The organism is Streptomyces sp. NPDC034049 (assembly GCF_055575575.1).
This window is the reverse complement of the sequence record NZ_JBVISJ010000005.1, coordinates 402,122-427,656: the sequence shown is the minus strand read 5'-3', so window position 1 is coordinate 427,656 and position 25,535 is coordinate 402,122. Positions and strand designations below refer to the sequence as shown.

Sequence of the window (25,535 nt, the reverse complement as noted above, 5' to 3'; positions counted from 1 at the left end):
CCCCTTCGGACCGTTTTCCCCGAGCGGTCCGCCTCCCGTTGAAGATCTCCCCTCGGCGGCGGCGGGCAATCCTTGAGGGGGGTCACTCGAATGAGGGGTGTTGCCGCCAAGAGCGGCATCTTCGAATGTGTATTCGATAACCTGTGCGGCGTGTCGTCACGTGACCCGCGCCATGACTGATGCGCGAGCCCCACACGTAACGTGTCAACCGATATGCACGCTGTAACACAAGTGCTCGCCGTCCAAGCGGCGCGCACGGCGAGAACGGCAGCTGGAGCAACGGCGAGAGCCAGGGCGGAAGCGACAGCGGATGCACGACGCGAGCAGCAGCACGACAGCGGTACGACAGCAGTTGGGACGAGTGGACCGGCCGGCTCGAAGCGGGAGCGAGAGGCGGGAGCGAGCGGTCCGGGCGGGAGTCTGGGGGGTGCCAATGGTCCGGCGCATCGACGTGACGGGAGCGGGCGGCGTGAGTCTCGCCGCCTGGGAGTTCGGCGACCCGCCCAAGTCCGGCGAGCACGAGCCCCGGCCCGGGGTGCTGTTACTGCACGGCCTCATGGGCCGCGCCTCGCACTGGGCACCCACCGCCCGCTGGCTCTCCGAACGCCGTCGCGCCGTAGCGCTCGACCAGCGCGGACACGGCCAGAGCGCGAAGCCCGAGCAGGCCGCGTACACCCGTGAGGCCTACGTCGAGGACGCCGAGGCCGCCGTCGAACAGCTGGGCCTCGCCCCGGTCGTCCTCATAGGCCACGCCATGGGCGCGCTGACCGCCTGGCAGTTGGCCGCCCGCCGCCCCGACCTGGTGAGCGGACTGATCATCTGCGACATGCGGGCCTCGGCGCTCGGCGCCGCCTCGCAGCGCGAGTGGGAGAACTGGTTCAAGGCATGGCCGCTGCCGTTCGCGACCCTCGCCGACGTCCGCAAGTGGTTCGGCGAGGACGACCCCTGGGTGGAGCGCCCCAGCCCGTCCCGGGGTGAGTTCTACGCCGAGGTCATGCACGAGGGGCCCGACGGCTGGCGGCCGGTGTTCGACCCCGAGCAGATGCTGACGACCCGTGAGACCTGGGTGTACGACGCGCACTGGGAGGAGCTGACCCAGGTACGCTGCCCCACCCTCGTCGTCCGGGGTCTCGACGGGGAGTTGGGGCGCGCCGAGTCCCAGGAGATGGTCCGGGTGCTGCCCCGCGGCCAGTACGCGGAGGTCGCCGACGCGGGGCATCTCGTGCACTACGACCAGCCGGACGCGTGGCGCTCCGCGATCGAGCCGTTCCTGGACGAGCTGGAGGGGGACGGCGAGGTCGGCTGAGGTGCGCCTGATGGCTCGGGGGCACCTGTTTCGTCGGCGGGTGCGCGTCCGGTGGGGCTTCTCGCGCAGTTCCCCGCGCCCCTAAAAGCGTCAGGCCCCTGCGGGCCTGAAAAGCACGGGGCGCAGCCCCTGCTTTTCAGGGGCGCGGGGAACTGCGCGAGAAGCCCCACCGGAGCCGCAGCCGCGAAACCGGCCCCGGGCCAACCGCCCGGCGCGCAACCGGCGCGCGCGGAGCGCTACCGCCGCCCATCCCTCCCGCACGCGTACGCGAGCGGTGAGATCAGTTCCTCCGCGTCCGGCAGCCACCGGTTCGCCGGGGTGGGGCGGCGGGCCCACTGCACGGCACCCCGCGACCCGTACCGCGTCGGCGGAGCGGCCACGAACTCGCCCTCGCCCAGCGCCCTGAGATCGAGCGCGAGCGGCGACCAGCCCAACTTCCGTACCAGATCCGGGACTTTGACCGACGCGCCCGGCAGCACGAAGAACTGCATGCGGCGGTCCGGGGTCCAGGTCACCGGACCCAGCGTCAGCTCCATGCGTTCCATGCGGGCCAGCGCCAGCAGACCGGCGGTCTCGGGAACGTCGATCGTGTCGAACGTACGGCCGGTCGGCAGCAGGATCGACGCGGTGGGCTGCTTCGACCACAGACGGCGTGCGACGGTCGCACTGCCTGTCGCCTGGGTCGCCCAGTCCTCACGCGTCGGGTGCGCGCCGGGGGTGGCGCACGCTGTGTTGCCGCAGGAGCAGATCTGCACCCCGTCGACGGCTTCCAGCCAAGTGCCGGGGAACACGTCCCAGTGGCGCTCTTCGGCGTATCGAACGGCGGTGTCCAGCAGCGATTCGCCACGCTGCTTCGGGATTTGGGCAGCTTCAGGGCCCGCGATGGTCTCTTCCACGATGAACACAACTCTAGCGGTCATCAGGGGTTACGGATGTCACATGCGCGGGGGAGAGCATCGCCGACGGGGTCGGGGCGCATGGGTGCATGGCCGGGGGCGCGCGGGAGGGATCACGGAGTGAGCCGGGTAGCCACGTGTGGGGGACAGCATCCGTGTTTACCCCGGCAATCCTGGCATGTCTCGCATCTTCGGTATGTCGGCGGGGCATTGATCTTCGAGGCCGGATCTTTTCGATACGCGGGTACACGTATGCGACAGAGCGCGGTCACTGAAGACACGTCAACTCGGTGCGTGGGCAAGGCACCACAGCCACAGGGGGTACGCAATGGCCGCGAGGCCGCTCGTCGCCAGGCAGCCGAACGAACGACTGCAGGCGCTCATCCAGGAAGCGGGTTGCTCCAACGCGGGGCTGGCCCGGCGGGTCAACATGTGCGGCGCGGAGCACGGACTCGATCTCCGCTACGACAAGACGTCCGTCGCGCGCTGGCTGCGAGGACAGCAGCCGCGGGGCCGGGCGCCCGCGATCATCGCCGAGGCCCTCGGCCGCAAGCTGGGCCGCACGGTCACCATCGACGAGATCGGCATGGCCAACGGCAAGAACCTGGCCTCCGGCGTCGGCCTGCAGTTCTCGCCGACGGTGCTGGGAGCGATCGAGCAGGTCTGCGAGCTGTGGCGCAGCGACGTGGGGCGGCGGGACTTCCTCTCCGGGTCGTCCGTCGCCGCCTCCGCCCTCGTCGAGCCCAGCCGTGACTGGCTGATCTCGGCGCCGGACTCCCAGGTGGCCCGCTCGGCGGGGCCCCGGGTGGGGCTCTCCGACGTGGCGGCCGTGCGCGCGATGACCCAGGCGCTCGTGGACCTCGACCACCAGTACGGCAGCGGGCACGTCCGGCCGGTCGTCGTGCACTACCTCAACAGCGTCGTCTCGGGGCTGCTGGCCGGCTCCTACCGGGAGGCCGTGGGGCGGGAGTTGTTCGCGGCGGTCGCCCGACTGACCGAGCTGGCGGGGTACATGGCCGTCGACACCGGCCAACCCGGCCTCGCCCAGCGGTACTACATCCAGGCGCTCCGCCTCGCCCAGGCGGCGGGCGACCGCGGGTACGGCGGCTATGTCCTCGCCGCGTCCATGAGCCATCTCGCCGCGCAGCTCGGAAACCCGAGGGAGATCGCGCAGTTGGCGCGCGCGGCGCAGGAAGGGGCGCGGGGGCGGGCGACTCCGCGCGCGGAGTCGATGTTCCACGCGGCGGAGGCGCGCGGGCACGCGTTGCTGGGCGACGCGCGCGGCGCGCAGGCGGCCGCCGGGCGGGCCGTCGAGGCGCTGGAGGCGGCGAATCCGTCGTCCGGGGACGACCCGGTGTGGATCAAGCACTTCGACGAGGCCTATCTGGCCGACGAGTTGGCGCACTGCCACCGGGACCTCGGACAGGCGGAGGCGGCGGCACGGCAGGCCGAGGAGTCGTTGGCCAAGCATCCTCGGTCGCGGGCGCGGCGGCGGGCGATCGGGTATGTGCTGCTCGCCACGGCACAGGTGCAGCAGCGGGAGGTCGAGCAGGCCTGCCACACCGGGCTGAAGGCCGTGGAGCTGCTGGGGTCGCTGCGGTCGAACCGGGGCGCCGACTACCTGGAGGACTTCCAGCAGCGGCTGGAGCCGTTCCGGGAGGAGGCGGTGGTCAGGGAGTTCGGGGCGCGGATGGATCTCCAGGCGGCGTAGGCGCTCCGCTCTGAACAGGGGTTCTGGTTGATCGCGGCCGCGGGTCCGGTGGGGGCCGGGCGCGCGGGTGGTGCGTGGGGTGTCGTCCGGACCCGGTAGCGTGAGTCGACGATTCCGCAAGTCCCCCATTCGTAGGAGTCTCGGTGACGCAGAGTGGACAGGGCGAGGAGCCCTCGGCGCGGACCGCGCGCGAAGGCATCGTGCTGCCCTCGGACGGTGGGGCGCCGCTCCACCCGAGCGATCTGCCGCCGGCCCCGCTGCCGCCGGCCCCGCCCCAGCCGTGGGACCAACAGCGGCAGTGGGGCTCCGAGGAGACCGCGGCGCCCGCCCAGCCGCAGGCCGACCAGTGGAACAGCGCGCCCCCCGCGCCGGAGTGGGGAGCGCACGGGGCGCAGGACGCGTACGGCACGCCGGGCGGGCACCCCGGATACGGCGCGCAGGGCGCGTACGGCACCCAGGGCGACGCGGCCGGTCAGGCGTACGGCCATGCCCAGGGCGACGCCGCCGGGCAGGGCTACGGCACCCAGGGTGGGATGCCGTTGCCGCCCGAGGGGGCGCCCGGGGCGGCGTACGGGGGCGCGGGATACGGCACGGCGGGGGCGGGTGCGCCGTTGCCGCCGCAGAGCGCGCCGCTGCCGCCCGTGGACGAGGGGGCCACCCAGTACATCCCGTTCGTGCCGGCGGTCGGGCCCGTGCCGGTCGACGAGGGAGCGACGCAGTTCATACCGCCGGTGGCCGCGCAGGCGCCCGCCGCCGAGGCCGCCACGCAGTTCCTGCCGCCGGTCGGGCCGGGCGCGCTGCCGCCGGAGGCGGCGGGGGACGCGACGACGTATCTGGGGCGGGTGCCGGACAACGGCGCCGGGCCCCTGCCGCCGACCGCGAACCCGGACGCGGAGGCGACGCAGTACATACCGCCGGTGGCCGCGCAGGCGCAGCCGCGGCCCCAGTCGTACGGCGCGCCGGGGACGCAGCAGGGTCAGCAGCAGCCGGACGTGTTCGACAGCCTCTTCCGGGACGGGCCGGGCGCCGGTGGCGCCGCCGGGTCCACCCAGCAGATGCCGAAGATCGACCACGGTCCTGCCCAGCAGCCCCCGAGGAGCCAGGGCGGGCCCGGTGGCCCGGGCGGCCCCGGTGGTCACCCGGGGCACGGTGGTCACGCGGGTCACGAGGGACACGGTGGGCAGTCCGGGCGCGCCTCCGGGAGACGGGAGAGCGGGGGCGGCGGGGGCGGTCGTACGAGATCGCGCGTGCCGTTGATCGCGCTCGTCGGCGTGGGGATCGCGGTGCTCGGGATCGGAGCGGGCGCGCTGATGGCCGGGTCGGGGGACGAGTCCGCGCCGAGCGGTGACAAGCCCGCGGCGGCGACCGGGGCGCCCGAGGAGTCGGCGTCCGCGTCGGCGGACCCGGCGCGGGAGCAGGCGGTCGCGCTCGACAAGCTGCTGGCGGACAGCGGCGACAGCCGGAACAGCGTGATCAAGGCCGTCGCCGACATCGAGTCCTGCTCCAACCTGGGCCAGGCCGCCACCGATCTGCGGGCCGCGGCCAAGCAGCGCAACGACCTGGTCACCCGGCTCGGCGAGCTGTCGGTCGACCAGCTGCCGGGCCACGAGGCCCTGACGACCTCGCTGACCAAGGCCTGGAAGGCCTCGGCCGCCGCCGACAACCACTACGCGGCGTGGGCGGACCAGACCGCCGGCAAGAAGGGCTGCAAGAAGGGCCAGGCCCGCACCACCGGCCAGACCCAGGCCGGCAACCAGGCCAGCGCCACGGCCAGCGCCGAGAAGACCAAGGCCGCCGAACTCTGGAACGAGATCGCCAAGACCTACACCCTGACCGAACGCCAGGCGGTCCAGCTGTAGGGACGAGGCGCCCGAGCCGAGACTGACACCGAGTCCGAGTCCGAGGCCGAGGCCGAAAGTCGAAGCCGGGACCGGGGCGGGGCCGTATCGGGTCTCCCCGCCGGCCGTCGACGTGCCTGGCGGTGGTCAGTTCTCCGCTTCCACCAGCGTCTTCTCCACGTTCACGAAGTCCCGTCGGGCCGCGACCAGTTGGCCCTTGCGGACGATCTGGAAGGTGACTTCGGGGTTGATGAGGCGGGGGAAGCCGGCGGAGGCGATGAGGTCCTCGAAGCGCCAGCTCAGGGGTGGGGTCAGGCCGCCGGTGGTGACCTTCAGGCCGCCGTCGAGGACGCGCCGGATCGCTTGCGAGGTCACCTCCCCGTCGCCGATCTTCTCGAGGGCGGCCGTGAGGACGGTGTACGCGATCCACGTCGTCTGCACGCCCGGGTCCGCGGGGTCGATCCGGTTGTCGCCGAACGCGTGCTCCCGGATCACCTCCTTCATCCGGTCCCACCGCTTGTCGCTCTCCACCGGGTACCAGCCGGTGACGTACGCCCCCTCGTACGGCCCCGACCTCCCCCCGGTCGCGTCGATCACCGTCTGGTCGACGCTGCCCAGCACCGTCCCCGTACGGACCTCGGGGAAGTCCGCGCGGTCCCGGCGGAAGGAGTCCATGAACGTGAAGGTGCGGTCGCCCAGGGCCGGGACCACGCACCCCTCCGTGCCCGCCCGCGTGCTGGCCCGCCGCAGTGCCTCCCGGGCGTGCTCGCCGTACTCGGTCGCGTCCTCGGCCGCCAGCTGGTCCTCGGCGCCGCTGTGGCCTCGGGACCGCAGCCCCGAGTCCAGCAGCAGCGGCAGCTGGTCTCCGGCTATCGAGTCGGGGCGGACGAGGGCGACCGGGCCGCAGTCCTCGGCGAGCTGTTCGCCGAGGCCGGCCATCAGGGAGGCCTGGCCGCCGTTGACCGGGTACGACAGCGCGCTGGCGAACTCGTCGTCGGTGACGCCGTAGCCGCCGATGTAGGGGATGCCCGCCGACTCCAGCGGGGCGAGGAAGGAGCGGCCGTGCTGGCTGTAGGAGCCGACGACCGCGACGACGTCCTCGTCGGCGGCGCGGCGGGCGCACTTCGCGGCCGTCACGGTGTCGTTGTGGTCGTTGCAGGTGAGGATCTTCAGCTCGCGGCCGTTGATGCCGCCGCCCGCGTTGATCCAGCGGGCGTACGCCTTGGCCATCGCGGGCATGCCGGGCTTGTTGGTGGCGGCCGTCTTCTCCGGGGCCCAGGTCATGACGGTGACGGGGCCGTCCCCGGTACCCCCCGTGGTACCAGGGATGACCCCGCACCCGGCGACGAGTGACGCACACGCCGCCAGTGTGGTGGCTCTGACCAGACGTTTGGCGAGGCCTGTGGGATGGCCTGGGGGCTGAGGTGTCCGTCGTGCCTGGAAGCCAGTCATGGCTCCGCACGATTCCGCCACAACCCCAACCCGGGCGTGACGGATGGTCAACGCGGGGTGACCGGGAGGTGAATTACGAGGAGCTACGATCGTATTTTCGAGTGGTTTCAGAGAGGAACGAGCGATCGATGACCGTCCAAGGTCCGGAGACCCCTTCCCGTCGTGGGCGTCGCTCATCCACCATGGGCGGCATGCCACTGAACGACATGCCGTGGTGGCGCTGGCGCAGCAATGTGCGCTCCGCGCTGCACATGCTCTCCGACCCCGCGTTCCAGCAGAACGTCTGGCTGGCCGGTGTCGACGGGTACGGGGACGTCACCGACGCCGTGTACCGCCTGGTCGAGGACACCTGGCTGGACAACTGGTCCGCCGAGAAGTACGTCGGCACGATCTTCCGTGACGCCCAGGAGGCGGCCCTCGTCGACACGGCCGTGCTGCGCGTGTTGCGGATCATGCACCAGGTCGGCCCGGACGCGCCCGTCTCCGCGTACCTCGACCACGAGGCCTGGCCCGAGGCCGTCCGCGCCGCCCGCGAGGCCCACGTCCGCCTCTCGGCGAGCGACGGCGAGGACCCGGACACCCCGCCGCGCACGCTCGAAGTGCTGCGGATCATGACCAGGGCGGCCTAGACAGGCCCTGCCCGGCAGTGGCGCGGGCGCCGCGGTCCGGTCCTCGGGACGATTGCCGACATGGGTACGCCATATGGGACCCTGTCGGGCATGAACGAGCAGTCCACCCGAGCCGCGGCACCCGCCGACCAGTACGTCCTCACCCTCGCCTGCCCCGACAAGCCGGGCATCGTGCACGCCGTGTCGAGCTACCTCTTCATGACCGGCGGAAACATCGAGGACAGTCAGCAGTTCGGCGACCACGACACGGGTCTGTTCTTCATGCGCGTCCACTTCTCGGCGGACGCCCCGGTGAACGTGGACAAGCTGCGGGCCAGCTTCGCGGCGATCGGTGACTCCTTCCAGATGGACTGGCAGATCAACCGGGCCGACGAGAAGATGCGCATCGTCCTCATGGTCAGCAGGTTCGGGCACTGCCTGAACGACCTGCTCTTCCGCGCGAGCACGGGCGCGCTGCCGGTCGAGGTCGCGGCGGTGGTCTCCAACCACACCGACTTCGCCGAGCTGGTCGGGTCGTACGACATCCCCTTCCACCACATCCCGGTGACCAAGGACACCAAGGCGGACGCGGAGGCGCGGCTGCTGGAGATCGTGCGTGCGGAGAACGTCGAGCTGGTCGTCCTCGCCCGCTACATGCAGGTCCTCTCCGACGACCTCTGCAAGCAGCTCAGCGGGCGCATCATCAACATCCACCACTCCTTCCTGCCGAGCTTCAAGGGCGCGAAGCCGTACCACCAGGCGCACACGCGCGGTGTGAAGCTGATCGGCGCGACGGCGCACTACGTCACCGCCGACCTCGACGAGGGGCCGATCATCGAGCAGGAGGTCGAGCGGGTGGGCCACGGGGTGACGCCCGAGGGGCTCGTCGCCGTCGGGCGTGACGTGGAGTGCCAGGCGCTGGCGCGGGCGGTCAAGTGGCACGCCGAACGACGCATCCTGATGAACGGGCGCCGGACGGTCGTCTTCGCGTAGGGGCTCCGCCGGGCCGGGGCGCCTCATAGCTCGGGGGCGTCTGCGGTGCGGCGGGTGCGGGTCCGTGGTGGCTGGCCGCGCAGTTCCCCGCGCCCCTTTGAGGGCCGGTGGTGCTCGGCGCGGGTTTGTTCGCGCGGCTACGCCCCGGCGAGCGTCAGGGGCGAGACCTCCCGCCCTGGCCCAATCCCGACCCTTACATCCGGCTCAGCGCCGCCGCCGCGAACAGTACGTCCCTGATGGCCTCCCGGTCGCCGCCCTGTCCGGCGGCCGCCTCCTCCGGAGGTACGTGTCCGGCGGCGAGACGGCAGAACTCGACGCCGTCCAGGGCCACATGGGCCACCTCGTGATCGGCGGAGCCGAGGGCGCCGGGGGAGTCGAGGGGGATCAGCCACTCGCCGCCGCCGGAGCCCTCGATCTCCAGACGGAGACTGCGGCCGGGGGCACCGGCCGGTACGAGGTGGCGGCCGGGCGGGGGCGGGGACGCGAGGCCGCTCCGGCGGCGCTCGGCCAGCGACAGCGGCAGCATGCGGGCCGCCAGGTCGATCATGCCGTGCAGATGACGGCCGGAGGGCGGCTCGTACGGGTAGGCCACGGCCTCCGCGATGTCCTCCGCGTGAATCCAGCACTCGAACGCCCGATCGAGCATCGCGTCCTGGAGGGGGAGCGCGAAGCCGCCGTACGAGACCGTCGGCCGGCCTGGGCCGTCGTCGGAGCCGTCGGGGCCGCCGCCCGTGAACGAGGTCGTACGGACGATGTCGTGGCTCTGCTGCCGCCAGGGGGCGCGGAGGGCGCGGGTGGGCGGGTAGTGGGACGCCTTCCAGTACGCCTCGGTGCGTGCCGCCGGGGAGGCGCCGACGGGAGGCTCGTCGGGGCCGGGTTCGAGTGAACCGAGCGGGTCGTCCAGGCCCAGCGCCGCGGCGACGAGCCCGTCGACGGAGAGCAGGTGGGCGATGACCCCGGCGACGGTCGTACGACGGCTCACCGGGCCCGCGCCCTCGAACCAGCGCAGTCGTACGGGGGCGTGCCAGTCGGCGGCGTCGATGTCCTGGAGCAGGGCGTCCAGCCGGGCCGTCTCCGCGTCGTACGGGGCGGCCCAGCGGGGGACGGGGATGCGGGGCGGGCGGCGGCCGAGACAGAACTCCAGGACCTGGGTGCGCAGGGCCGGGTCGAGGTCGAGGCTCTCCGGCGGGTGCAGCAGCCCCACCGCTTCCCGCAGCCGCCGCGCCTCGTCCGCGCATCCCCCGCACACCCCGAGATGCTCCTCCACGGCCAACGCCTCCTCCGCGGAACACACGGCCAGCGCCCAGGCCCCGAGCAGCGCCTTCAGCACCTGGTGCTCCAGCACGAGGGGGGAGGGGGACGGAGAGGGGGAGGGAGACAGGGAGGGGGAGGGGGAGGGGGAGCCGGGTGGGGGCGAGGGGTCCGGCGGTACGGACGGGTCGGGCTGTTTCGAAGAGGCAGGTGGCACGGGGGTTCCGGACGGTGCGGAGGGGCCGGGCGCCGGGGTGGGGTCCGGCGGCGCGGGTGGGGCTGACGGGGCCGAGGGGGCCGATGGGGTGGCCGGGGGTGCCTCGGAGGTGGGGTTCGGCATGACGTCGGGCAGAGGCATTCCGGTGTCCTCCACGGAGGTGCGCGGCAGCGGTATGCGGGGCGGCCCCACCGGTTCGTCACCACCACCGCCCGTGGCCCCGGGCGGCCCACTCGGCCCGCCGGTGCCGCCGGAAGCACCTGGCCGCGCGGATCCGCCCGGCCCACTCGGTTCGTCCGGCCCACCTGTGCCGTCGGGCCCACCCGCGCCGACCTTCCCGTCCGCGTCGTCCGTCCCGCCCGTACCGCTGGACTCGGGCGTTGCGAGGTCGGGGGACAGGCCCGGGGCCGGGGTCTCCCGGGTCTCCGGCTCGTGCTGCCCGTGCGGGCTGGGGGTGGTGGTCATGTGAGGGGCCCGGGTTCGGGCGGGGTGCCGGAGGGGCGCGTGTCGTGGGCGGTGGAGAGGAGCTGGAGGCCGAGGCGGAGCCGGCGTCGGGCCTCGTCCTCGGTGACGCCCAGGTCGGTGGCGGTCTGGCGGTAGTCGCGGCGCTGGAAATAGGCCAGGTCCAGAGCGGCCCGCAGCGGCGCGGGCATGGCCTGCACGATGTAGTCGGCGCGGGCCGCCACCGACGCCTGGTGGACCTTGCGTTCCAGGTCCTCCGCCGTGCCCTCGCCGCCCCGGGCGAGCGCCGCGGTCTCGGTGGCCCGCAGTCGCTGCACCGCGAGACGGTGGGTCAGCGCCGCCACCCAGGACCGCATGGGCCCCTGCTTGGGGTCGTACTCCTCGGGGTTCTCCCAGAGCCGCAGGAACACCTCGCGGGTGATGCCGTCCGCGCCCCGCTCGTCGCCGAGGACACGGTGGGCCAGCCCGTGCACGAGGGACGCGAACCGGTCGTACAGCTCACCGAGCGCCGCCGCCTCGCCGCGCGCCAGCCGCTGCTGCATCTTGCGGTCCCAGCGGGGCGGTGCGTCCATCGTCGCCATACGGCCCCCTCACCCTGCTCTCACCTGCGCCGTTCCTGAATGCCCGCCCGGTCGGGCGCCGGGCGGGCGCCGGCCGGACGACGGCAGACCGCGGTCCGCTTTCAGCCTGCTTCCGGCCCGTTTTCCGGCCCGATTCCAGCCTGTGCGTACCGCCGTCCCGAATGTAGTCGGCACCGCTGACCGCGCACGCCCCTTTATGGCAATGCGCGTGCCTCGTGAGGCCGGAGGTGGTATGCACCTCACGAGTAAGCCGTTTCCACACCGCCCACGTGGGCGTCCGCCCGCCTTTCGTATGCCTGTACGACCATATGAGGCCTCTGATCTGCGCGAATCTGCCCGAGCGAAGCCCGTATGAGCCCGCATCAGATCGATGCTGAGGTGATTCGTGATCAATCTTCGATCAGATGTGACCGTACTCGATGGAAATCGCACCGAAAAGGCCCTGGAAATGGCTCGCTTACCCCACGCTTTCGGCGGCCCGCGGGTGTTTCATGGAACGACGGCGGGGCAGCCGCGCAGCAGGAAGCGGTGCAGTGGCTTCCGGTTCGGCGACTGAGAGGCATCGCGGTGGCGTTCGAAGTGACCGACGGCGAGCAGGGCGAGTGGGCCGTGCTGCACGTGTCCGGAGAGATGGATCTGGTCACGTCGCCCGTGCTCCGCCAGCGGGTGCACGAGGCGGTGGCCGACGGCCGCCGAAGTCTCGTCCTCGACCTCTCCGCCGTCGTCTTCTGCGACTCCAGCGGCGTGGGCGTACTGGTCGCCACCCGCCGTCTGATGCGGTCCTGCCGGGGCCGGCTCCGGCTGATCCTCCCCGCCGACGGCCACGCCGGCGGCGGCCCGGCCGAGGGAGCGCACGTCAACCGCGTCCTCGCCGCGCTCGGCGTGCGCCGCCTCTTCGACGTCCACCCGGACGTCCCCTCGGCGGTCGCGCCGGACGCCGACGATCAGGCCGACCCCCTGTCGGCCTGACCCCGCACCCTCCCCGTGAGCAGTACGCACGTATGAGCCCTCCCACGCGGTGGTGTCCCGGCGGCCACACGGTTGTCCCGGAATTCCCGCAGTCTTGGTACAAGCGCCGCTTTCACGCTCCGTCCGGGCCGTTGACGTCGTACGCTCCGTCCGAGAAGCACCCCACTTGACGTAAGGCGGGCCCGAAGAGACATGGTCAGCAGCGAGTACGAGCGCAGGATCGCCGCCCGGTTCGCCACCTTCGACCAGGACGGCAACGGCTGGATCGACCGCGAGGACTTCAGCGCGGCGAGCAAGGCGGTTCTCAACGAGTTCGGCACCACCGCCCGTTCGGACAAGGGCCAGGCCCTGTACGGCGGCGCCGAGGCCTTCTGGCAGGGGATGGCCGGAATGGCGGACCGGGACGGTGACCAGCGCATCACCCGGGACGAGTTCGTGAACGGCGCGGTCAAGCGGCTGCGCGACAACCCCGACCGTTTCGCCGAGATCGCCCGCCCCTTCCTGCACGCGGCGCTCGCCGTCGCGGACGCCGACGGGGACGGCAAGGCCACGGTCGAGGAGACCGCCCGGGTCCTCAAGGCCCTCGGCGCCTCCGAGGAGGCCGCGGCCGCGGCCGCCGCCACGCTCGACACCGACGCCGACGGCAAGGTGGACGAGGTGGAGGTCGTCAACGCGTTCGCGCGCTACTTCACCGTGCCCGAGTAGTCCCACGGCGCGGGCAGCTCGCCGGTGTCATGGCGGGGCCCGCGAGCGGTCGGCAGTCCCCGGCGATCGGTCGGACTCGATCGTGTGCGGTCAGCTGTCGCTCACGTGTGGACCGCAGCCGATCGCGTGCGGTCAAGTGGTGGCCGTCAGCGGTCGGGTGACGGCGGTCACGGCGGTCACGGCGGTCACGCGAAGCGTTCGCGCAGCTTGTACTTGAGTACCTTCCGCAAGGTGTCGTTGCGCGGAAGGGCGTCCACCACCTCCAGCCGCTCCGGCAGTTTGTGGACGGACAGCCCTTTCGCACGCAGCCAGTCGGTGACGTCCGGCAGGGTCAGCGCCTCGGCCCCCGGCGGCTGTTCGACGACCGCGCACACCCGCTCCCCGCGCTCCGGGTCCGGCAGTCCGATCACCGCCACGTCCTGCACGGCCGGATGGCCGTGCAGCAGGTCCTCGATCTCCTTGGCCGAGATGTTCTCGCCCTTGCGGATGATGACGTCCTTGAGGCGGCCGGTCAGCACCAGATGCCCGCTGTCGGTGAGACGCCCGAGGTCGCCGGTGAGGAAGAAGCCGTCCTCGTCGAAGGCAGCCGCCGACTGCGCAGGATCCAGATACCCCTGACAGACGGCCTCCCCGCGCAACCGCACCTCCCCGTCCGCCGCGATCCGGATCTCCATCCCCTCCGGCGGCCGCCCCTCCGTCGTCGCCAGGTTCTCCACCGAGTCGTCCGGCGCCCCCATCGTGATCATCGGCACCTCCGTCATGCCGTACCCGTGGGTGAGCTGGACCCCCATCTCCCGTACGACCGCGTGGTGGAGCTCGGGCGGCTTCGGGGCCCCGCCGCCCGCGAGCAGCCGCAGGGACGGGACGACCGGCTCGCCCGGCTGCTTGCGCTGCTCGGTCAGGAACATCGAGTAGAACGCCGTCGACCCGCCCGCCACGGTCACCCCGTGCTTGCGGTACCCCTCCAGCGCGGCCGGCAGCGCGAAGTGCTCGAACAACACGGCCGGGAAGCCGTACAGCAGGAGCATCACCATGTAGTCGGGGCCGCCTATGTGCGCGTACGGGAAGGCGATCGAGCCGACGTCGTCCGCCCTGAGCCGGAGCGCGTGGGCGAGGCAGGAGCCGCCCGCGATCAGGGAACGGTCCGTGTGCAGGACGCCCTTGGGGTCGGAGGTGGTGCCGGAGGTCCAGTAGATCCAGCGGACGGAGGTGCCGTCGGCGGGCGGGGCGGGGAGCGCCGCGGGGTCGCCCTCCGGGAGGGCGTCGTACGCCTCGAAGATCCCGCGCGCGTCCAGCCGTCGCGCCATCCCGGTGTGGTCGAAGCCCCGCCACTCGCCGGGTACGGCGAAGAACTCGGCCCTCGACTCGCGGAGCGCGAAGCCGACCTCGCGGTCGCGGTAGAAGGGGATGACCGGGGACTGGACGGCGCCGAGGCGGGCCAGGGCGAAGGAGAGCAGGACGGTCTCGATGCGGGTGGGCAGCTGCCAGGCGACGACCGTGCCGGGGCGTACGCCCCGCTCGTACAGTCCGGCCGCCACCCGCTCGGCGCGGGCCCGCAGTTCGCCGAAGCTCAGGGTGCGGTCGTCCTGGAGGAGGACGGGCCGGTCGGGGGTGAGACCGGCGCGGCGGTCGAGAAGTTCCCAGAGGGTGCGGGAGTCGCTGAGCGCGTGGGCGGTGTCGGTCACGGAGGGCCCCCTGCCGCATTCAACTGACGATGTGTCAGATCGTGGGCAGAGCGTAGGGCCGGGCGCCTTGTCGGTCCAGGGGTGCGCCACTAGCCTGCTGGAGAGGAGCTAGCTGACGCTCCGTCAGAAACGGCTCGGTGGAGGGGACCCATGACCGAACTGCCCCGCATCATCAGCGTCGACGACCATGTGATCGAGCCCGCGCACCTCTTCGAGACCTGGCTGCCGGAGAAGTACCGCGACCGGGGCCCGAAGCCCCTCACCGCCGGGATCGGCGAGCTCGCGTACGTCGGGGGCAGGTACCAGATCACGATGGACCCGGACGGGCCGCCGACCGACTGGTGGATCTACGAGGACCTCAAGTTCCCGTACAAGCGGAACATCGCGGCCGTCGGGTTCGACCGGGACGAGATGACGCTGGAGGGCATCACCCGCGAGGAGATGCGGCGGGGCTGCTGGGACCCGAAGGCACGGCTGGCGGACATGGACCTCAACCACGTCGAGGGCTCGCTCTGCTTCCCGACCTTCCCCCGCTTCTGCGGGCAGACCTTCGCCGAGGCGCACGACAAGGAAGTGGCCCTGGCCTGCGTCCGCGCCTACAACGACTGGATGGTCGAGGAGTGGTGCGGCGACAGCGGCGGCCGGCTCATCCCGCTCTGTCTGATCCCCCTGTGGGACATCGACCTCGCCGTCGCGGAGATCGAGCGGAACGCCGCCCGGGGTGTCCGGGCCGTCACCTTCTCCGAGATCCCCACCTACCTCGGCCTGCCCTCCATCCACTCCGGCTACTGGGACCCCTTCTTCGCCGCCTGCCAGGAGACCGGCACGGTCGTCAACATGCACATCGGCTCCAGCTCCCAGATGCCGGCCGCCTCCCCCGACGCACCCCCCGCCGTCCAGGCCTCCCTCTCCTTCAACAACGCGATGGCCTCGATGATGGACTTCCTCTTCAGCGGGGTCCTGGTGAAGTTCCCGACCCTCAAACTCGCCTACAGCGAGGGGCAGATGGGCTGGATCCCGTACGCCCTGGAACGCGCCGACGACGTCTGGGAGGAGCACCGCGCCTGGGGCGGGGTGCGCGACCTGATCCCCGAGCCGCCGTCGACGTACTACTACCGGCAGATGTTCTGCTGCTTCTTCCGCGACAAACACGGGGTCGCCTCGCTGGACGTCGTGGGCCGGGACAACGCGACCTTCGAGACCGACTACCCGCACGTCGACTCGACCTTCCCGCACACCAAGGAGGTCGCCCTCGACCATGTGAAGGGCCTCGACGACGAGACGGTCTACAAGCTGATGCGGGGGAACGCGATCCGCATGCTCGACCTGGACCTCGACCGCCACCTCGGCCGGTAGGGGCCCGGGGCGATGGATCTCGCGTACAGCGCGGAGGAGGAGGCGTTCCGGGCGCGGCTGCGGGAGTGGCTGGCGAAGACGCTCCCCTCGCTGCCGCCGAAGCCGTCGCCCGACGACTGGCCGGGACGGCGCGCCTACGACCTCGGCTGGCAGCGCACGCTGTACGACGCCGGATACGCCGACGTCCACTGGGACGCCTCCCCGACCACCCGGCTGATCTTCCTGGAGGAGACCGAACGGGCGGGCGCCCCCTATGTGGGCGCCAACTTCGTGGGCCTGCTGCACGCCGGGCCCACGATCGCCGCCGAGGGCACCGCCGGACAACGGGCGCGCTGGCTGCCGCCGATCCTGCGGGGCGAGGAGGTGTGGTGCCAGGGGTTCAGCGAACCGGACGCCGGGTCGGACCTCGCCTCGCTGCGCACGCGGGCGCGACGGGACGGCGACACGTACGTGGTCAGCGGCTCCAAGATCTGGACCTCGCACGCGGAGGTCGCCGACTGGTGCGAGCTGCTGGTGCGCACGGACGGGGAGGCGCCGAAGCACCGGGGCATCTCCTGGCTGGCGATGCCGATGGACGCGCCCGGTGTGACCGTACGTCCGCTGCGCACGCTCGCCGGTTCCACGGAGTTCGCGGAGGTGTTCCTGGACGACGTGCGGGTGCCGGTCGCCAACCGGGTGGGCGCGGAGAACGACGGCTGGCGGGTGACCATGGTGACGCTGTCGTTCGAACGGGGCACGGCGTTCGTGGGTGAAGTGGTCGCCTGTCGGCGTGTGTTGGCCGAGGTGGCACGGGAGGCCCGGGCGAACGGGGCCTGGGACGACTCCGGTGTACGGCGGCGGCTCGGGCGGTCGAACGCGGAGTTCCGGGCGCTGTGGCGGCTCACGCAGTGGAACGTGAGCGAGGGGGAGGCCTCCGGCGGGGTGCCGGGCGCCTCCGGCGGGGTGCCGGGGGTGGGGGGTTCGGTGTTCAAGCTGCGGTATTCGCGGGCGCGGCAGGAGTTGTTCGAGCTGGCGGCGGAGGTGCTGGGGCCGGACGCGCTCGATCTGGGGCGTGGATGGGTGCTGGATCGGCTCAGTTCGTTGTCGTACACGATCGCCGCGGGGACGTCCGAGATCCAGCGGAACATCGTGGGGGAGCGGATTCTTGGGCTGCCCAAGGGGTGACGGAGGGCGCCCAGTGGTGTGGGGGTGACTGTTTCGTCGGCGGGTGCGGGTGGGGCGTGGTTGCTCGCGCCGTTCCCCGCGCCCCTTTGGGGCCCGCGGTGTTGTGCTCGGGGGCTATGAGGGGCTGGTGGCTTATGCGGTTTCGGCTCACTGAGGATCAGGTCGCTCTGCGGGCCGGCATCCGGGAGGTGTTGGCGCGGCGTTTCGGGGCGGAGCGGTTGCGGGCCGCCGTCGACGGGGGCGGCGTGCTGGACCGGGGGCTGTGGCGGGAGTTGGGTGCGGCGGGGTTCTTCTCTTTGCGCCTGCCGGAGGCGGAGGGCGGCGTGGGGCTCGGGGTGCCGGAGGCGGTGGTGGTGTTCGAAGAGGCGGGGCGGGCGCTGTTGCCCGGGCCGCTGGTGGCCACGCATCTCGCCGCGGGGCGGGTGCCGGGGGCGGCGACCGGCGAGGTCGTCGTGACGGCTGTCGGGGGTGGCGGCTCGGTGGAGTGGCTGGACGAGGCGGACGTGGTGGTGGGGGCCGTCGAAGGGGCCGTGGCGTTGCGGTCGGTGGATCCGTTGACGCCGTTGCACCGGGTGCCCGGAGTGGACCCCGCCGCCCGTCTCGATGATCTGTTCGTACTGCTCACCGCCGCCGAGCAGTTGGGCACGGCGGTCCGGGCCTGCGAGGCCGCTGTGCAACACGCCCGGACGCGGGAGCAGTTCGGCCGGCCGATCGGGGCGTTCCAGGCGGTCAAGCACCTCTGCGCCGAACTGCTGGTGCGGGTGGAGGTCGCCCGGGTCGCGGTGTACGCGGCGGCCGTGACCGTCGATCCGGTGGACATCGCGGCGGCCCGGCTGCTCGCCGACGAGGCGGCGGTGCGCGGTGCCCGCGACTCCCTTCAGGTCCACGGCGGTTCGGGGTTCACCTGGGAGGCCGACGTACACCTGTGTCTGAAGCGGGCGTGGGTACGGGCGGAACGTGGCGGATCGGTCACGGAGAGTGAGGAGTTGTTGGCACGGGAACTGCTGAGCGAGGCGAGTTGAGGGCCCTGACCAGCGTGAAGCCGGAAATCCGTGGCAGTGGCGCGGCCGAATGTCGCGGAACGTGGCATACCGGAATTACCGAGCGTTGATACCGTGTTGTGTCCTAGGCGTGACTTGTCACGGCCTGGAGTCGGAGTCCCGCTCCGGTACCTTCTGGTGGATGCGAGTGGTTCCGAGGTCGAGCCGAGCCGGTGTTGCCCCTGTGGCGGCCCCGGATCCGGCGGTGCCCGGCACTCGTGAAGTGGGCCGGAGTCTCGACGCTCCGGTCTGTTCGACTCCCCGCGATGAGCGTCGCACAGTATGCCGTACGCGTACTCCTTCGCGCTGGAATATGCCCGAAGCGCTTGTTGGGGTGACTGTACGTCAACCATGCTGTCCGGTAAGGGGATCACGTTCCGTGATCCCGGTGCCGATGGTGTCGACGGCGGTGGCGTCGGCCAGGCAGCAGATGACCACGATCGTGGCCCCTCGGGGGCGTGCGGCGATGTGTCCGCCGGTTCGGATGGTGTGAGCGGTGCAGGTGCTTCAAGTGCAGCTGGAGATCCGGCCCGACCCCGCAGAGGTGGGTCGCGCACGGAGATGGGCCCGTGCACGGCTCTCCGGGTCCGGTATAGGGGACGACGAGCCGCTCGCCGAGACGCTGATCCTCCTCGTCTCCGAGCTGGTCACCAACGCGGTCGTGCACACCGGCCGTCCGGCGGTGCTGCGGCTGCAGTTGTCCGGGCGCCGTGACGGGGCGATCGGCAAGGTCCGCCTGGAGGTCGCCGACGGCAGCGCGTGTCCCCCGGCCCCGCGATGTGCCGACGGCGACGAGACGGGCGGGCGCGGTCTCGCCCTCGTCGACGTCCTCGCGGACCGCTGGGGCTGGACCCACGAGGGCGTCGGCAAGCGGATCTGGTGCGAGCTGGACCGGGTGGTGCCCGGCGCTTCCGGGGCGGCGAGTGGGGCGGGCGCCTCCGGGGCCGGCGGCGGGATGGTCGGCGGCGGCACGGTGGCCCCCGCGGTCTACCCGGCGTGCAGCGCGGTGACGGGTGTCGCGGCGGTGGCCCGGGAGAGTCTGGCCTGCGACGGGTTGGCGTTCGAGGCGGTCTAGGGGGTGTTTCGAACGTCCCGCACAGCACCCACGGCGCCCGGCACGCCCTCTCGCCGCACCGGCCAAAAGCCCAAGTACGTCCAGTACGAGGGCTTTCGTCCGGCACGCCGAGAGCACGCACCGGACACCGCGGGCACCGCACAGGACTTTCGAAACACCCCCTAGTGCCCCAAGGGGCAACGTCCGCCCGTCGCGCAGACGTTGCCTGCCGCGGCGCTGGGGCGCGGCCCCGAGCCGCGAGGCGCACTCGGTCGCCCGGCTTCGCGTCGCACGCGCCGCGCGCGAGCGCACGACGTGGGACGGTTGCCCGGTGGTGGCCGCGTCGTGCGCCGGACCTGCTTCCGTGCTCACCGTCGCGACGTCGGTTTCGTCCGCTTCATCCCTGAACGGCTATTGACGTCTCGTGTCCGTTTGATCACGCTTGTGTTCAGCGATTCGCCGCGAGGGGACGACGAGGGTCTCGGTGACGGAGGCCCTCGACGAGCGTGGGTCGTGATTCGGCGCCGGCTCCCGCAGGGCCCAGGGGCGGGGCGGGCATGCCGAAGCCGGATGGCGGCGCGCGGTGCCGTGCTTGGGGCGGGTAACGGCGCGCCGCCAGCCGACTCCACCGTCAGCCGACTCTGGGGGTGCGGCTCTACAGGATGGCGATCGGGGCCACCGGTGTGCCCGTCGCTCCGACGAACGGCTCGGGCATCGCCGAGAGCAGGAAGTCGTACCGCCCCGCTTGTCCACAGGCTGTGGACAACTCTTCCAGGTTCCAGTTCTGGCCCTGCGGCATGCCCATCTCGACCAGGTCGAGCGCGTGCACCGGCAGCCACAGGTCCTCGACCTCCGGCGGGAAGATCTCGAACGTCAGCGTGTCATTGGCTACGGCCGCCACGTCACGCGCGTGGAACCACTCGGGGGTACGCAGCGACAGCCCCGGCGACGGGAACGCGTACGCGTGCTTGTCGCCGGCGAGATAGGTGCGGATCTGTCCGGTGCGGACCAGGACGATGTCGCCCGCGCGGACCCGGGTGCCCGCCAACTCCTCGGCGGCGTCCAGGTCTTCGGGTGTGACGGCGTGACCGCCGGGCAGCCGGTCGTCGCCGAGCCCGAGGGCGCGGGGAATGTCCAGCAGGACACCGCGCGAGACGATGTGCCGCGCCTTGTCGATGCCGGCGAAGGCCGCGCCGCCGTGCGGGGTGATCGTGTCCGCGGGGCGGCCGTTGTAGATCCGGCCCGAGTGCGAGACATGGGTGAGCGCGTCCCAGTGGGTGGCCGCCTGGAGCCCCATGGTCACCGCGTCGTCGCTGCACGCGACCGTGCCCGGACCGAAGATCTCCTGGTTGATCTGCACCATCGCGTGCAGCGGATTCACCCGGCCCGGCATCATCCCCGTCTGCACGCCGTCCTGTTGCAGGGGCAGCGCGAGCGGGACGCGGCGACCGGAGCGCACCGACGCGGCCGCCTCCCGTACGACCTCGTCGGTGATCAGGTTGAGGGTGCCGATCTCGTCGTCGGCCCCCCAACGCCCCCAGTTGTTCACGCGTTTGGCGATGTCCGTGAACGCGGCGAACTCCGTGGGCGATGACATCGGGCCTCCCCGAGGGCTTGTGGTGGCGTATCCGGCGGGTCGTAGAATCGCCGTACGAGCAAATCTAACGACCCGTCAGATAACAGTGCATCAGATATCGGGCCACGGACAGCGGTTCGTCCGGGCGATGTGATGAGGGGAAGGGCTCGGGGTGGGAAACTTCTTGGCAGGCAAGGTCGTCGCCGTCACCGGAGCGGGGCGGGGGATCGGCCGGGCGGTCGCCCTCGGCGCCGCCGCCGAGGGCGCTCGGGTCGTCGTCAACGACTACGGCGTCTCCGTCGACGGCTCCGAACCCACCAGCTCCGTCGCCGAGACGGTCGTCAAGGAGATCGAGGCGGCCGGCGGCGAGGCGGTCGCCGTCGCCGACGACATCTCCACGATGGCCGGCGGGCAGCGGGTCGTGGACACGGCGGTCGAGGCGTACGGACGGATCGACGGGGTCGTGTGCGTCGCCGGCATCCTGCGGGAACGCATGCTGTTCAACATGACCGAGGACGAGTGGGATCCGGTGATCGCCACCCACCTCAAGGGCACGTTCACGGTGTTCCGGGCCGCGTCCGCCGTCATGCGCAAGCAGCGGGCCGGGACGCTGATCGGTTTCACCAGCGGCAACCACCAGGGGTCTGTCTCGCAGGCCAACTACAGCGCGGCCAAGGGCGGGATCATCTCGCTGGTGCGGAGCGCGGCGCTCGGCCTGCACCGGTACGGGGTGACCGCGAACGCGGTGGCGCCGGTCGCGCGGACGCGGATGTCGGCGGGGGTGCCGATGGAGCTGACCGAGATCGGTGAGCCGGAGGAGGTGGCCGCGTTCGTGGTGTACCTGCTGTCCGAGCGGGCCCGGGACGCGGGGATCACCGGGCAGGTGTACACGGTCGCCGGGCCCAAGATCGCGGTGTGGGCGCAGCCGAGGGAGTTGCGTGCCGCGTACGCCGAAGGGGGCTGGACGCCGGAGAGGATCGCGGAGTTCCTGCCGGGGGCGGTGGGGGTGGATCCGATGCCGATGCTGGAGCGGGTGGAGGGGATGGCTGCCGCTGCGGCGGCGGGGGAGCGACCGAACGCGTGAGGGCCCTGCCGAACGGGGTGCGTTGTGGGGTGCGGGTGCGGGTGCGGGTGCGGGTGCGTTGTCGGGTGCGGGTGCGTGGGGGCTGGTCGCGCAGTTCCCCGCGCCCCTGAAAAGCAGGGGCTGCGCCCCGTGCTTTTCAGGCCCGCAGGGCCGTGGTTTCAGGCCCGCAGGGCCGTGGTTTCAGGCCCGCAGGGCCGTGGTTTCAGGCTCGCAGGGCCTGGGCTTTCAGGGGCGCGGGGAACTGCGCGAGAAGCCCCACCGGGCCCGCACCCGACAATGCGCCGATATCACCCGCGGCGGTCATCTTGGAGGCGGTATGGACTTCGGGTTCAGTGATGAGGACGAGGCGTTCCGGGCGGACGCGCGGGCCTGGTTGGGGGCGCACGCCGGCGTGGGAGAGGACCGGCGCGCCTGGGAGCGGACGCTCGGCGCCGCCGGATGGATCGGGCTCGGCTGGGCCGAGGACGGGTACGGGAACCGCACGGCCACCCTCGTCCAACAGGTCGTGTGGGCCGAGGAGTACGCGCGGGCCGACGTACCCGCCCGGTCCGGCCACATCGGAGAGAAGTTGCTCGCGCCGACGCTGATCGCGTTCGGGAGCGAGGAGCAGAAGCGGCGGTTCCTGCCGCCGATCGCGTGCGGCGACGAACTCTGGTGCCAGGGATACAGCGAGCCCGGCGCCGGGTCCGACCTCGCCGGCGTGCGGACCAGGGCGGAGCGGGCGGACGACGGGTCGTACCGGATCACCGGACAGAAGATCTGGACCTCGCTCGCCCACGAGGCCGACTGGTGCTTCGTGCTGGCCCGTACCGAGCCGGGCTCCGAACGCCACCACGGGCTGTCGTTGCTGCTCGTGCCGATGGACCAGCCGGGCCGGATCGAGGTGCGGCCCATCCGGCAGATGACCGGGACGAGCGAGTTCAACGAGGTGTTCTTCGACAGGGCGCACGCCCGCGCGGAGCACGTCGTCGGGGGCGAGGGGAACGGCTGGCGGGTGGCCATGGGGCTGCTCGGCTTCGAGCGCGGGGTGTCGACGCTCGCCCAACAGATCGGTTTCGAGGAAGAGTTGAGGGACGTCGTACGGGCCGCCGTGGACAGCGGCGCCGTGGACGACGCCGTCGTACGCGACCGACTCGTACGGCAGTGGGCCGAGTTGAGGACCATGCGGTGGAACGCCCTGCGGACGCTCGGCGGGGCGGAGGGCGGCGCGGAGCCGGGCGCGCCGAGTGTGGCCAAGTTGCTGTGGGGGCGGTGGCATCGGCGGCTCGGGGAGCTGGCGATGGAGGTGCGGGGCGCGCGGGCGGCCGTCGGACCGCGGCAGTGGTCGGCGGCGGAGCCGTACGCACTGGACCCGTTCCAGCAGCTGTTCCTGTTCAGCCGGGCCGACACCATCTACGGCGGTTCGGACGAGGTGCAGCGCACGATCATCGCCGAGCGGGTGCTCGGTCTGCCGAGGGAGCCGAGAGGCTGAGACGCCGAGAGGTGGAGGCCATGCGCGGAGTGGTGTTCGACGGGAAGCGGGCCGAGGTCGTCGACGATCTGGCCGTGCGCGAGCCGGGGCCCGGTGAGGTGCGGGTGGCGATCTCGGCCGCCGGGCTCTGCCACAGCGATCTGTCGGTCATGGACGGGACGATTCCGTTTCCCGTTCCCGTGGTGCTCGGGCACGAGGGGGCCGGGGTCGTCGCGGAGGTCGGGGCGGGGGTCCGGCATGTCCGGCCCGGGGACCACGTCGCCCTGTCCACTCTCGCCAACTGCGGGGCCTGCGCCGACTGCGACCGGGGGCGGCCGACCATGTGCCGACGGGCGATCGGGCGGCCCACCCGGCCGTTCTCGCGGGGCGGGCGGGAGGTGTTCCAGTTCGCCGCGAACTCCGCCTTCGCGGAGGAGACGGTGGTCAAGGCCGTGCAGGCCGTACGGATCCCGGACGACATCCCGCTGACCTCCGCCGCGCTGATCGGGTGCGGTGTGCTGACCGGGGTGGGGGCGGTGCTCAACCGGGCCCGCGTCGACCGGGGGGATGGTGTCGTTGTCATCGGGGCCGGCGGGATCGGGCTGAACGTGGTGCAGGGCGCGCGGATCGCGGGGGCGACCCGGATCGTGGCCGTGGACGCCAATCCGGAGAAGGAGGCGGTGGCGCGGCGGTTCGGGGCCACGCACTTCCTGACGTCCGTGGAAGGGGTGCGGGACATCCTCCCCACCGGTGCCGACCACGCGTTCGAGTGCGTCGGCCGGGTCGACCTCATCCGCCAGGCCGTCGACCTGCTGGACCGGCACGGGCAGGCGATCCTGCTCGGAGTGCCGGCCGCGACCGCCGAGGCCACCTTCCTCGTCTCCTCCCTCTACCTGGACAAGTCGATCCTGGGCTGCCGCTACGGCTCCTCCCGGCCGCAGCGGGACATCGCCCTCTACGCCGACCTGTACCGGGAGGGGCGCCTGCTCCTCGACGAACTGGTCACGGCCACCTATCCGGTGGAGGACTTCGCCAAGGCGGCGGAGGACGCGGGGGAGGGGCGCGTGGCCCGGGCGGTGCTCACGTTCTGAGCGGTTCCGGCGGCCTCGGAGCCCTCGCTGTCGGGGGTGCTGGTGGCGGTGGCCCCGGTCGTGGCTCCGGGGGGTCGGGCCGCGCGGAACGTCCGTCGGTACGACGTCGGGGTCACCCCCAGCGCTCCCTGAAGGTGCTGCCGCATGGACTGCGCGGTGCCGAAGCCCGCGTCGTGGGCGACCTGGTCGATGGTGAGGTCGGTGGATTCCAGGAGGTGGCGGGCCCGTTCGACGCGCTGCTGGGTGAGCCACTGGCCCGGGCTGACACCGGCCTCCTCACGGAAGCGGCGGGTGAACGTACGGACGGACATGGACTCCTGCGCGGCCATGTCCCGGAGCTGGATCGGCTCGTGGAGCCGCCCCAGGGCCCACGCGCGGGCGGCGGTCGTGGTCCCGGTCTGCGGCTCGGGCAGCGGCCGCTGGATGTACTGGGCCTGCCCGCCGTCCCGGTGCGGCGGCACGACCGTGCGCCGGGCCACGTCGTTGGCTACGCCGGTGCCGTGGTCGCGCCGTACGAGATGCAGGCACAGGTCGATGCCGGCCGCGACGCCCGCCGAGGTGAGGACGTCGCCGTCGTCGACGAAGAGGACGTCCGCGTCGACCCGGACCTGAGGGAAGAGCCGCTGGAAGTGCTCGGCGAGGGACCAGTGCGTGGTCGCCGGGCGGCCGTCGAGGAAGCCGGCCGCCGCCAGGACGTAGCCGCCGTTGCAGATGGAGACCAGCCGGGTGCCGGGGCGGATGTGGGCGAGGGCGGCGGCCAGTTCGGGGGTGAGGACGCCGTCCTCGTAGACCGGGCCGAGTTCGTACGAGGCGGGGACGACGACCGTGTCGGCGGTGGCGAGGACCTCCGGGCCGTTCGGGACGAGGATCTCGAAGTCGGCGTCCGTCTCCACCGGGCCGGGCGGCCGGATCGAGCACGTGACGATCTCGTACAGCGGTGCCCCCGCCGCGTCGCGCGCCCTGCCGAAGATGCGCTGCGGGATGCCGAGTTCGAAGGGGAGCAGGCCGTCGAGCGCGAGCAGGACGACGCGGTGCGGGGGTCGGCT

At 72.3% G+C, this 25,535-nt stretch carries 21 protein-coding genes; 14 read left to right on the top strand and 7 right to left on the bottom strand.

From position 1 onward, the window contains the following. The first annotated feature begins 433 nt into the window (after positions 1-433). On the top strand, positions 434-1,306 hold the full coding sequence (locus tag ACZ52C_RS18070) for an alpha/beta fold hydrolase (protein ID WP_469075770.1): 873 nt from the start codon (positions 434-436) through the stop codon (positions 1,304-1,306). A 236-nt stretch (positions 1,307-1,542) separates the two neighbouring features. On the opposite strand, the gene ACZ52C_RS18065 is transcribed toward ACZ52C_RS18070, so the two are convergent. Then, entirely contained in the window at positions 1,543-2,226 is a 684-nt protein-coding gene (locus ACZ52C_RS18065) for a bifunctional DNA primase/polymerase (RefSeq protein WP_469075636.1), read from the bottom strand. 304 nt (positions 2,227-2,530) lie between these two features. Between ACZ52C_RS18065 and ACZ52C_RS18060 the strand changes: the two genes are divergently transcribed. Next, positions 2,531-3,913 (top strand): transcriptional regulator, encoded by a 1,383-nt coding sequence (locus tag ACZ52C_RS18060; RefSeq protein ID WP_469075635.1) that lies wholly within the window; start codon positions 2,531-2,533, stop codon positions 3,911-3,913. A gap of 143 nt (positions 3,914-4,056) precedes the next feature. Continuing rightward, positions 4,057-5,772 carry a hypothetical protein gene (locus ACZ52C_RS18055; RefSeq protein ID WP_469075634.1) on the top strand — a complete coding sequence of 572 codons (1,716 nt, stop codon included), beginning with the start codon at positions 4,057-4,059 and terminating at the stop codon, positions 5,770-5,772. Positions 5,773-5,898: 126 nt separating this feature from the next. On the opposite strand, the gene ACZ52C_RS18050 is transcribed toward ACZ52C_RS18055, so the two are convergent. After that, positions 5,899-7,203: an ABC transporter substrate-binding protein gene (locus ACZ52C_RS18050; RefSeq protein ID WP_469075633.1), complete on the bottom strand. Its 1,305-nt coding sequence runs from the start codon at positions 7,201-7,203 to the stop codon at positions 5,899-5,901. 128 nt (positions 7,204-7,331) lie between these two features. Here ACZ52C_RS18050 and ACZ52C_RS18045 point away from each other — a divergent pair, with 128 nt between their 5' ends. Next, a complete protein-coding gene (locus tag ACZ52C_RS18045; protein ID WP_045556084.1) occupies positions 7,332-7,832 on the top strand; it encodes an SCO4402 family protein in 501 nt (166 codons plus the stop codon). A 90-nt stretch (positions 7,833-7,922) separates the two neighbouring features. Then, entirely contained in the window at positions 7,923-8,804 is an 882-nt protein-coding gene (purU, locus tag ACZ52C_RS18040; protein ID WP_469075632.1) for a formyltetrahydrofolate deformylase, read from the top strand. 193 nt (positions 8,805-8,997) lie between these two features. Here the strand turns inward: purU and ACZ52C_RS18035 are convergent, their stop codons facing one another. Then, on the bottom strand, positions 8,998-10,395 hold the full coding sequence (locus ACZ52C_RS18035; protein WP_469075769.1) for a zf-HC2 domain-containing protein: 1,398 nt from the start codon (positions 10,393-10,395) through the stop codon (positions 8,998-9,000). A 338-nt stretch (positions 10,396-10,733) separates the two neighbouring features. Next, positions 10,734-11,315 carry a sigma-70 family RNA polymerase sigma factor gene (locus tag ACZ52C_RS18030; RefSeq protein WP_469075631.1) on the bottom strand — a complete coding sequence of 194 codons (582 nt, stop codon included), beginning with the start codon at positions 11,313-11,315 and terminating at the stop codon, positions 10,734-10,736. A 561-nt stretch (positions 11,316-11,876) separates the two neighbouring features. Here ACZ52C_RS18030 and ACZ52C_RS18025 point away from each other — a divergent pair. Then, positions 11,877-12,284, top strand: coding sequence for an STAS domain-containing protein (locus ACZ52C_RS18025; RefSeq protein WP_045556397.1), 408 nt, complete (start codon positions 11,877-11,879; stop codon positions 12,282-12,284). Between the two features lie 192 nt (positions 12,285-12,476). Further along, positions 12,477-12,989, top strand: coding sequence for an EF-hand domain-containing protein (locus tag ACZ52C_RS18020; RefSeq protein WP_469075630.1), 513 nt, complete (start codon positions 12,477-12,479; stop codon positions 12,987-12,989). A 185-nt stretch (positions 12,990-13,174) separates the two neighbouring features. On the opposite strand, the gene ACZ52C_RS18015 is transcribed toward ACZ52C_RS18020, so the two are convergent. Beyond that, positions 13,175-14,674, bottom strand: a complete 1,500-nt coding sequence (locus ACZ52C_RS18015) for a class I adenylate-forming enzyme family protein (RefSeq protein ID WP_469075629.1) — start codon at positions 14,672-14,674, stop codon at positions 13,175-13,177. A 150-nt stretch (positions 14,675-14,824) separates the two neighbouring features. On the opposite strand from ACZ52C_RS18015, the gene ACZ52C_RS18010 reads away from it, so the two are divergent. From ACZ52C_RS18010 to ACZ52C_RS17995, 4 genes are all read left to right on the top strand, one after another. Then, positions 14,825-16,030: an amidohydrolase family protein gene (locus ACZ52C_RS18010; RefSeq protein ID WP_469075628.1), complete on the top strand. Its 1,206-nt coding sequence runs from the start codon at positions 14,825-14,827 to the stop codon at positions 16,028-16,030. 12 nt (positions 16,031-16,042) lie between these two features. Next, on the top strand, positions 16,043-17,194 hold the full coding sequence (locus ACZ52C_RS18005) for an acyl-CoA dehydrogenase family protein (protein ID WP_469075627.1): 1,152 nt from the start codon (positions 16,043-16,045) through the stop codon (positions 17,192-17,194). Between the two features lie 134 nt (positions 17,195-17,328). Then, positions 17,329-18,216: an acyl-CoA dehydrogenase family protein gene (locus tag ACZ52C_RS18000; protein WP_469075626.1), complete on the top strand. Its 888-nt coding sequence runs from the start codon at positions 17,329-17,331 to the stop codon at positions 18,214-18,216. A 529-nt stretch (positions 18,217-18,745) separates the two neighbouring features. Beyond that, positions 18,746-19,309: an ATP-binding protein gene (locus tag ACZ52C_RS17995; protein WP_469075768.1), complete on the top strand. Its 564-nt coding sequence runs from the start codon at positions 18,746-18,748 to the stop codon at positions 19,307-19,309. A 634-nt stretch (positions 19,310-19,943) separates the two neighbouring features. Here ACZ52C_RS17995 and ACZ52C_RS17990 read toward each other — a convergent pair. Beyond that, a complete protein-coding gene (locus ACZ52C_RS17990) occupies positions 19,944-20,885 on the bottom strand; it encodes a cyclase family protein (RefSeq protein ID WP_469075625.1) in 942 nt (313 codons plus the stop codon). A gap of 151 nt (positions 20,886-21,036) precedes the next feature. On the opposite strand from ACZ52C_RS17990, the gene ACZ52C_RS17985 reads away from it, so the two are divergent. The 3 genes from ACZ52C_RS17985 (at position 21,037) to ACZ52C_RS17975 (ending at position 24,489) form a co-directional block, all read left to right on the top strand. Then, complete coding sequence (locus ACZ52C_RS17985) at positions 21,037-21,948, top strand: SDR family NAD(P)-dependent oxidoreductase (protein ID WP_469075624.1); 912 nt, start codon at positions 21,037-21,039, stop codon at positions 21,946-21,948. Positions 21,949-22,264: 316 nt separating this feature from the next. Continuing rightward, complete coding sequence (locus ACZ52C_RS17980) at positions 22,265-23,419, top strand: acyl-CoA dehydrogenase family protein (protein WP_469075623.1); 1,155 nt, start codon at positions 22,265-22,267, stop codon at positions 23,417-23,419. A 20-nt stretch (positions 23,420-23,439) separates the two neighbouring features. Further along, entirely contained in the window at positions 23,440-24,489 is a 1,050-nt protein-coding gene (locus ACZ52C_RS17975; protein ID WP_469075622.1) for a Zn-dependent alcohol dehydrogenase, read from the top strand. Here the strand turns inward: ACZ52C_RS17975 and ACZ52C_RS17970 are convergent. Further along, positions 24,411-25,511: a GlxA family transcriptional regulator gene (locus ACZ52C_RS17970; protein ID WP_469075767.1), complete on the bottom strand. Its 1,101-nt coding sequence runs from the start codon at positions 25,509-25,511 to the stop codon at positions 24,411-24,413. The genes ACZ52C_RS17975 and ACZ52C_RS17970 overlap by 79 nt on opposite strands. Positions 25,512-25,535 lie beyond the last annotated feature (24 nt).

Excerpts from the sequence above, each read along its gene's own strand:
- ACZ52C_RS18060 (WP_469075635.1), top strand. The coding sequence starts at position 2,531 with ATGGCCGCGAGGCCGCTCGTCGCCAGGCAGCCGAACGAACGACTGCAG.
- ACZ52C_RS18065 (WP_469075636.1), bottom strand. The coding sequence starts at position 2,226 with ATGACCGCTAGAGTTGTGTTCATCGTGGAAGAGACCATCGCGGGCCCT.
- ACZ52C_RS18000 (WP_469075626.1), top strand. The coding sequence starts at position 17,329 with ATGCGGTTTCGGCTCACTGAGGATCAGGTCGCTCTGCGGGCCGGCATC.
- ACZ52C_RS18010 (WP_469075628.1), top strand. The coding sequence starts at position 14,825 with ATGACCGAACTGCCCCGCATCATCAGCGTCGACGACCATGTGATCGAG.
- ACZ52C_RS18020 (WP_469075630.1), top strand. The coding sequence starts at position 12,477 with ATGGTCAGCAGCGAGTACGAGCGCAGGATCGCCGCCCGGTTCGCCACC.
- purU (WP_469075632.1), top strand. The coding sequence starts at position 7,923 with ATGAACGAGCAGTCCACCCGAGCCGCGGCACCCGCCGACCAGTACGTC.
- ACZ52C_RS17990 (WP_469075625.1), bottom strand. The coding sequence starts at position 20,885 with ATGTCATCGCCCACGGAGTTCGCCGCGTTCACGGACATCGCCAAACGC.
- ACZ52C_RS18035 (WP_469075769.1), bottom strand. The coding sequence starts at position 10,395 with ATGCCGAACCCCACCTCCGAGGCACCCCCGGCCACCCCATCGGCCCCC.
- ACZ52C_RS18030 (WP_469075631.1), bottom strand. The coding sequence starts at position 11,315 with ATGGCGACGATGGACGCACCGCCCCGCTGGGACCGCAAGATGCAGCAG.
- ACZ52C_RS18005 (WP_469075627.1), top strand. The coding sequence starts at position 16,043 with ATGGATCTCGCGTACAGCGCGGAGGAGGAGGCGTTCCGGGCGCGGCTG.
- ACZ52C_RS18050 (WP_469075633.1), bottom strand. The coding sequence starts at position 7,203 with ATGACTGGCTTCCAGGCACGACGGACACCTCAGCCCCCAGGCCATCCC.
- ACZ52C_RS18045 (WP_045556084.1), top strand. The coding sequence starts at position 7,332 with ATGACCGTCCAAGGTCCGGAGACCCCTTCCCGTCGTGGGCGTCGCTCA.
- ACZ52C_RS18070 (WP_469075770.1), top strand. The coding sequence starts at position 434 with ATGGTCCGGCGCATCGACGTGACGGGAGCGGGCGGCGTGAGTCTCGCC.
- ACZ52C_RS17975 (WP_469075622.1), top strand. The coding sequence starts at position 23,440 with ATGCGCGGAGTGGTGTTCGACGGGAAGCGGGCCGAGGTCGTCGACGAT.
- ACZ52C_RS17980 (WP_469075623.1), top strand. The coding sequence starts at position 22,265 with ATGGACTTCGGGTTCAGTGATGAGGACGAGGCGTTCCGGGCGGACGCG.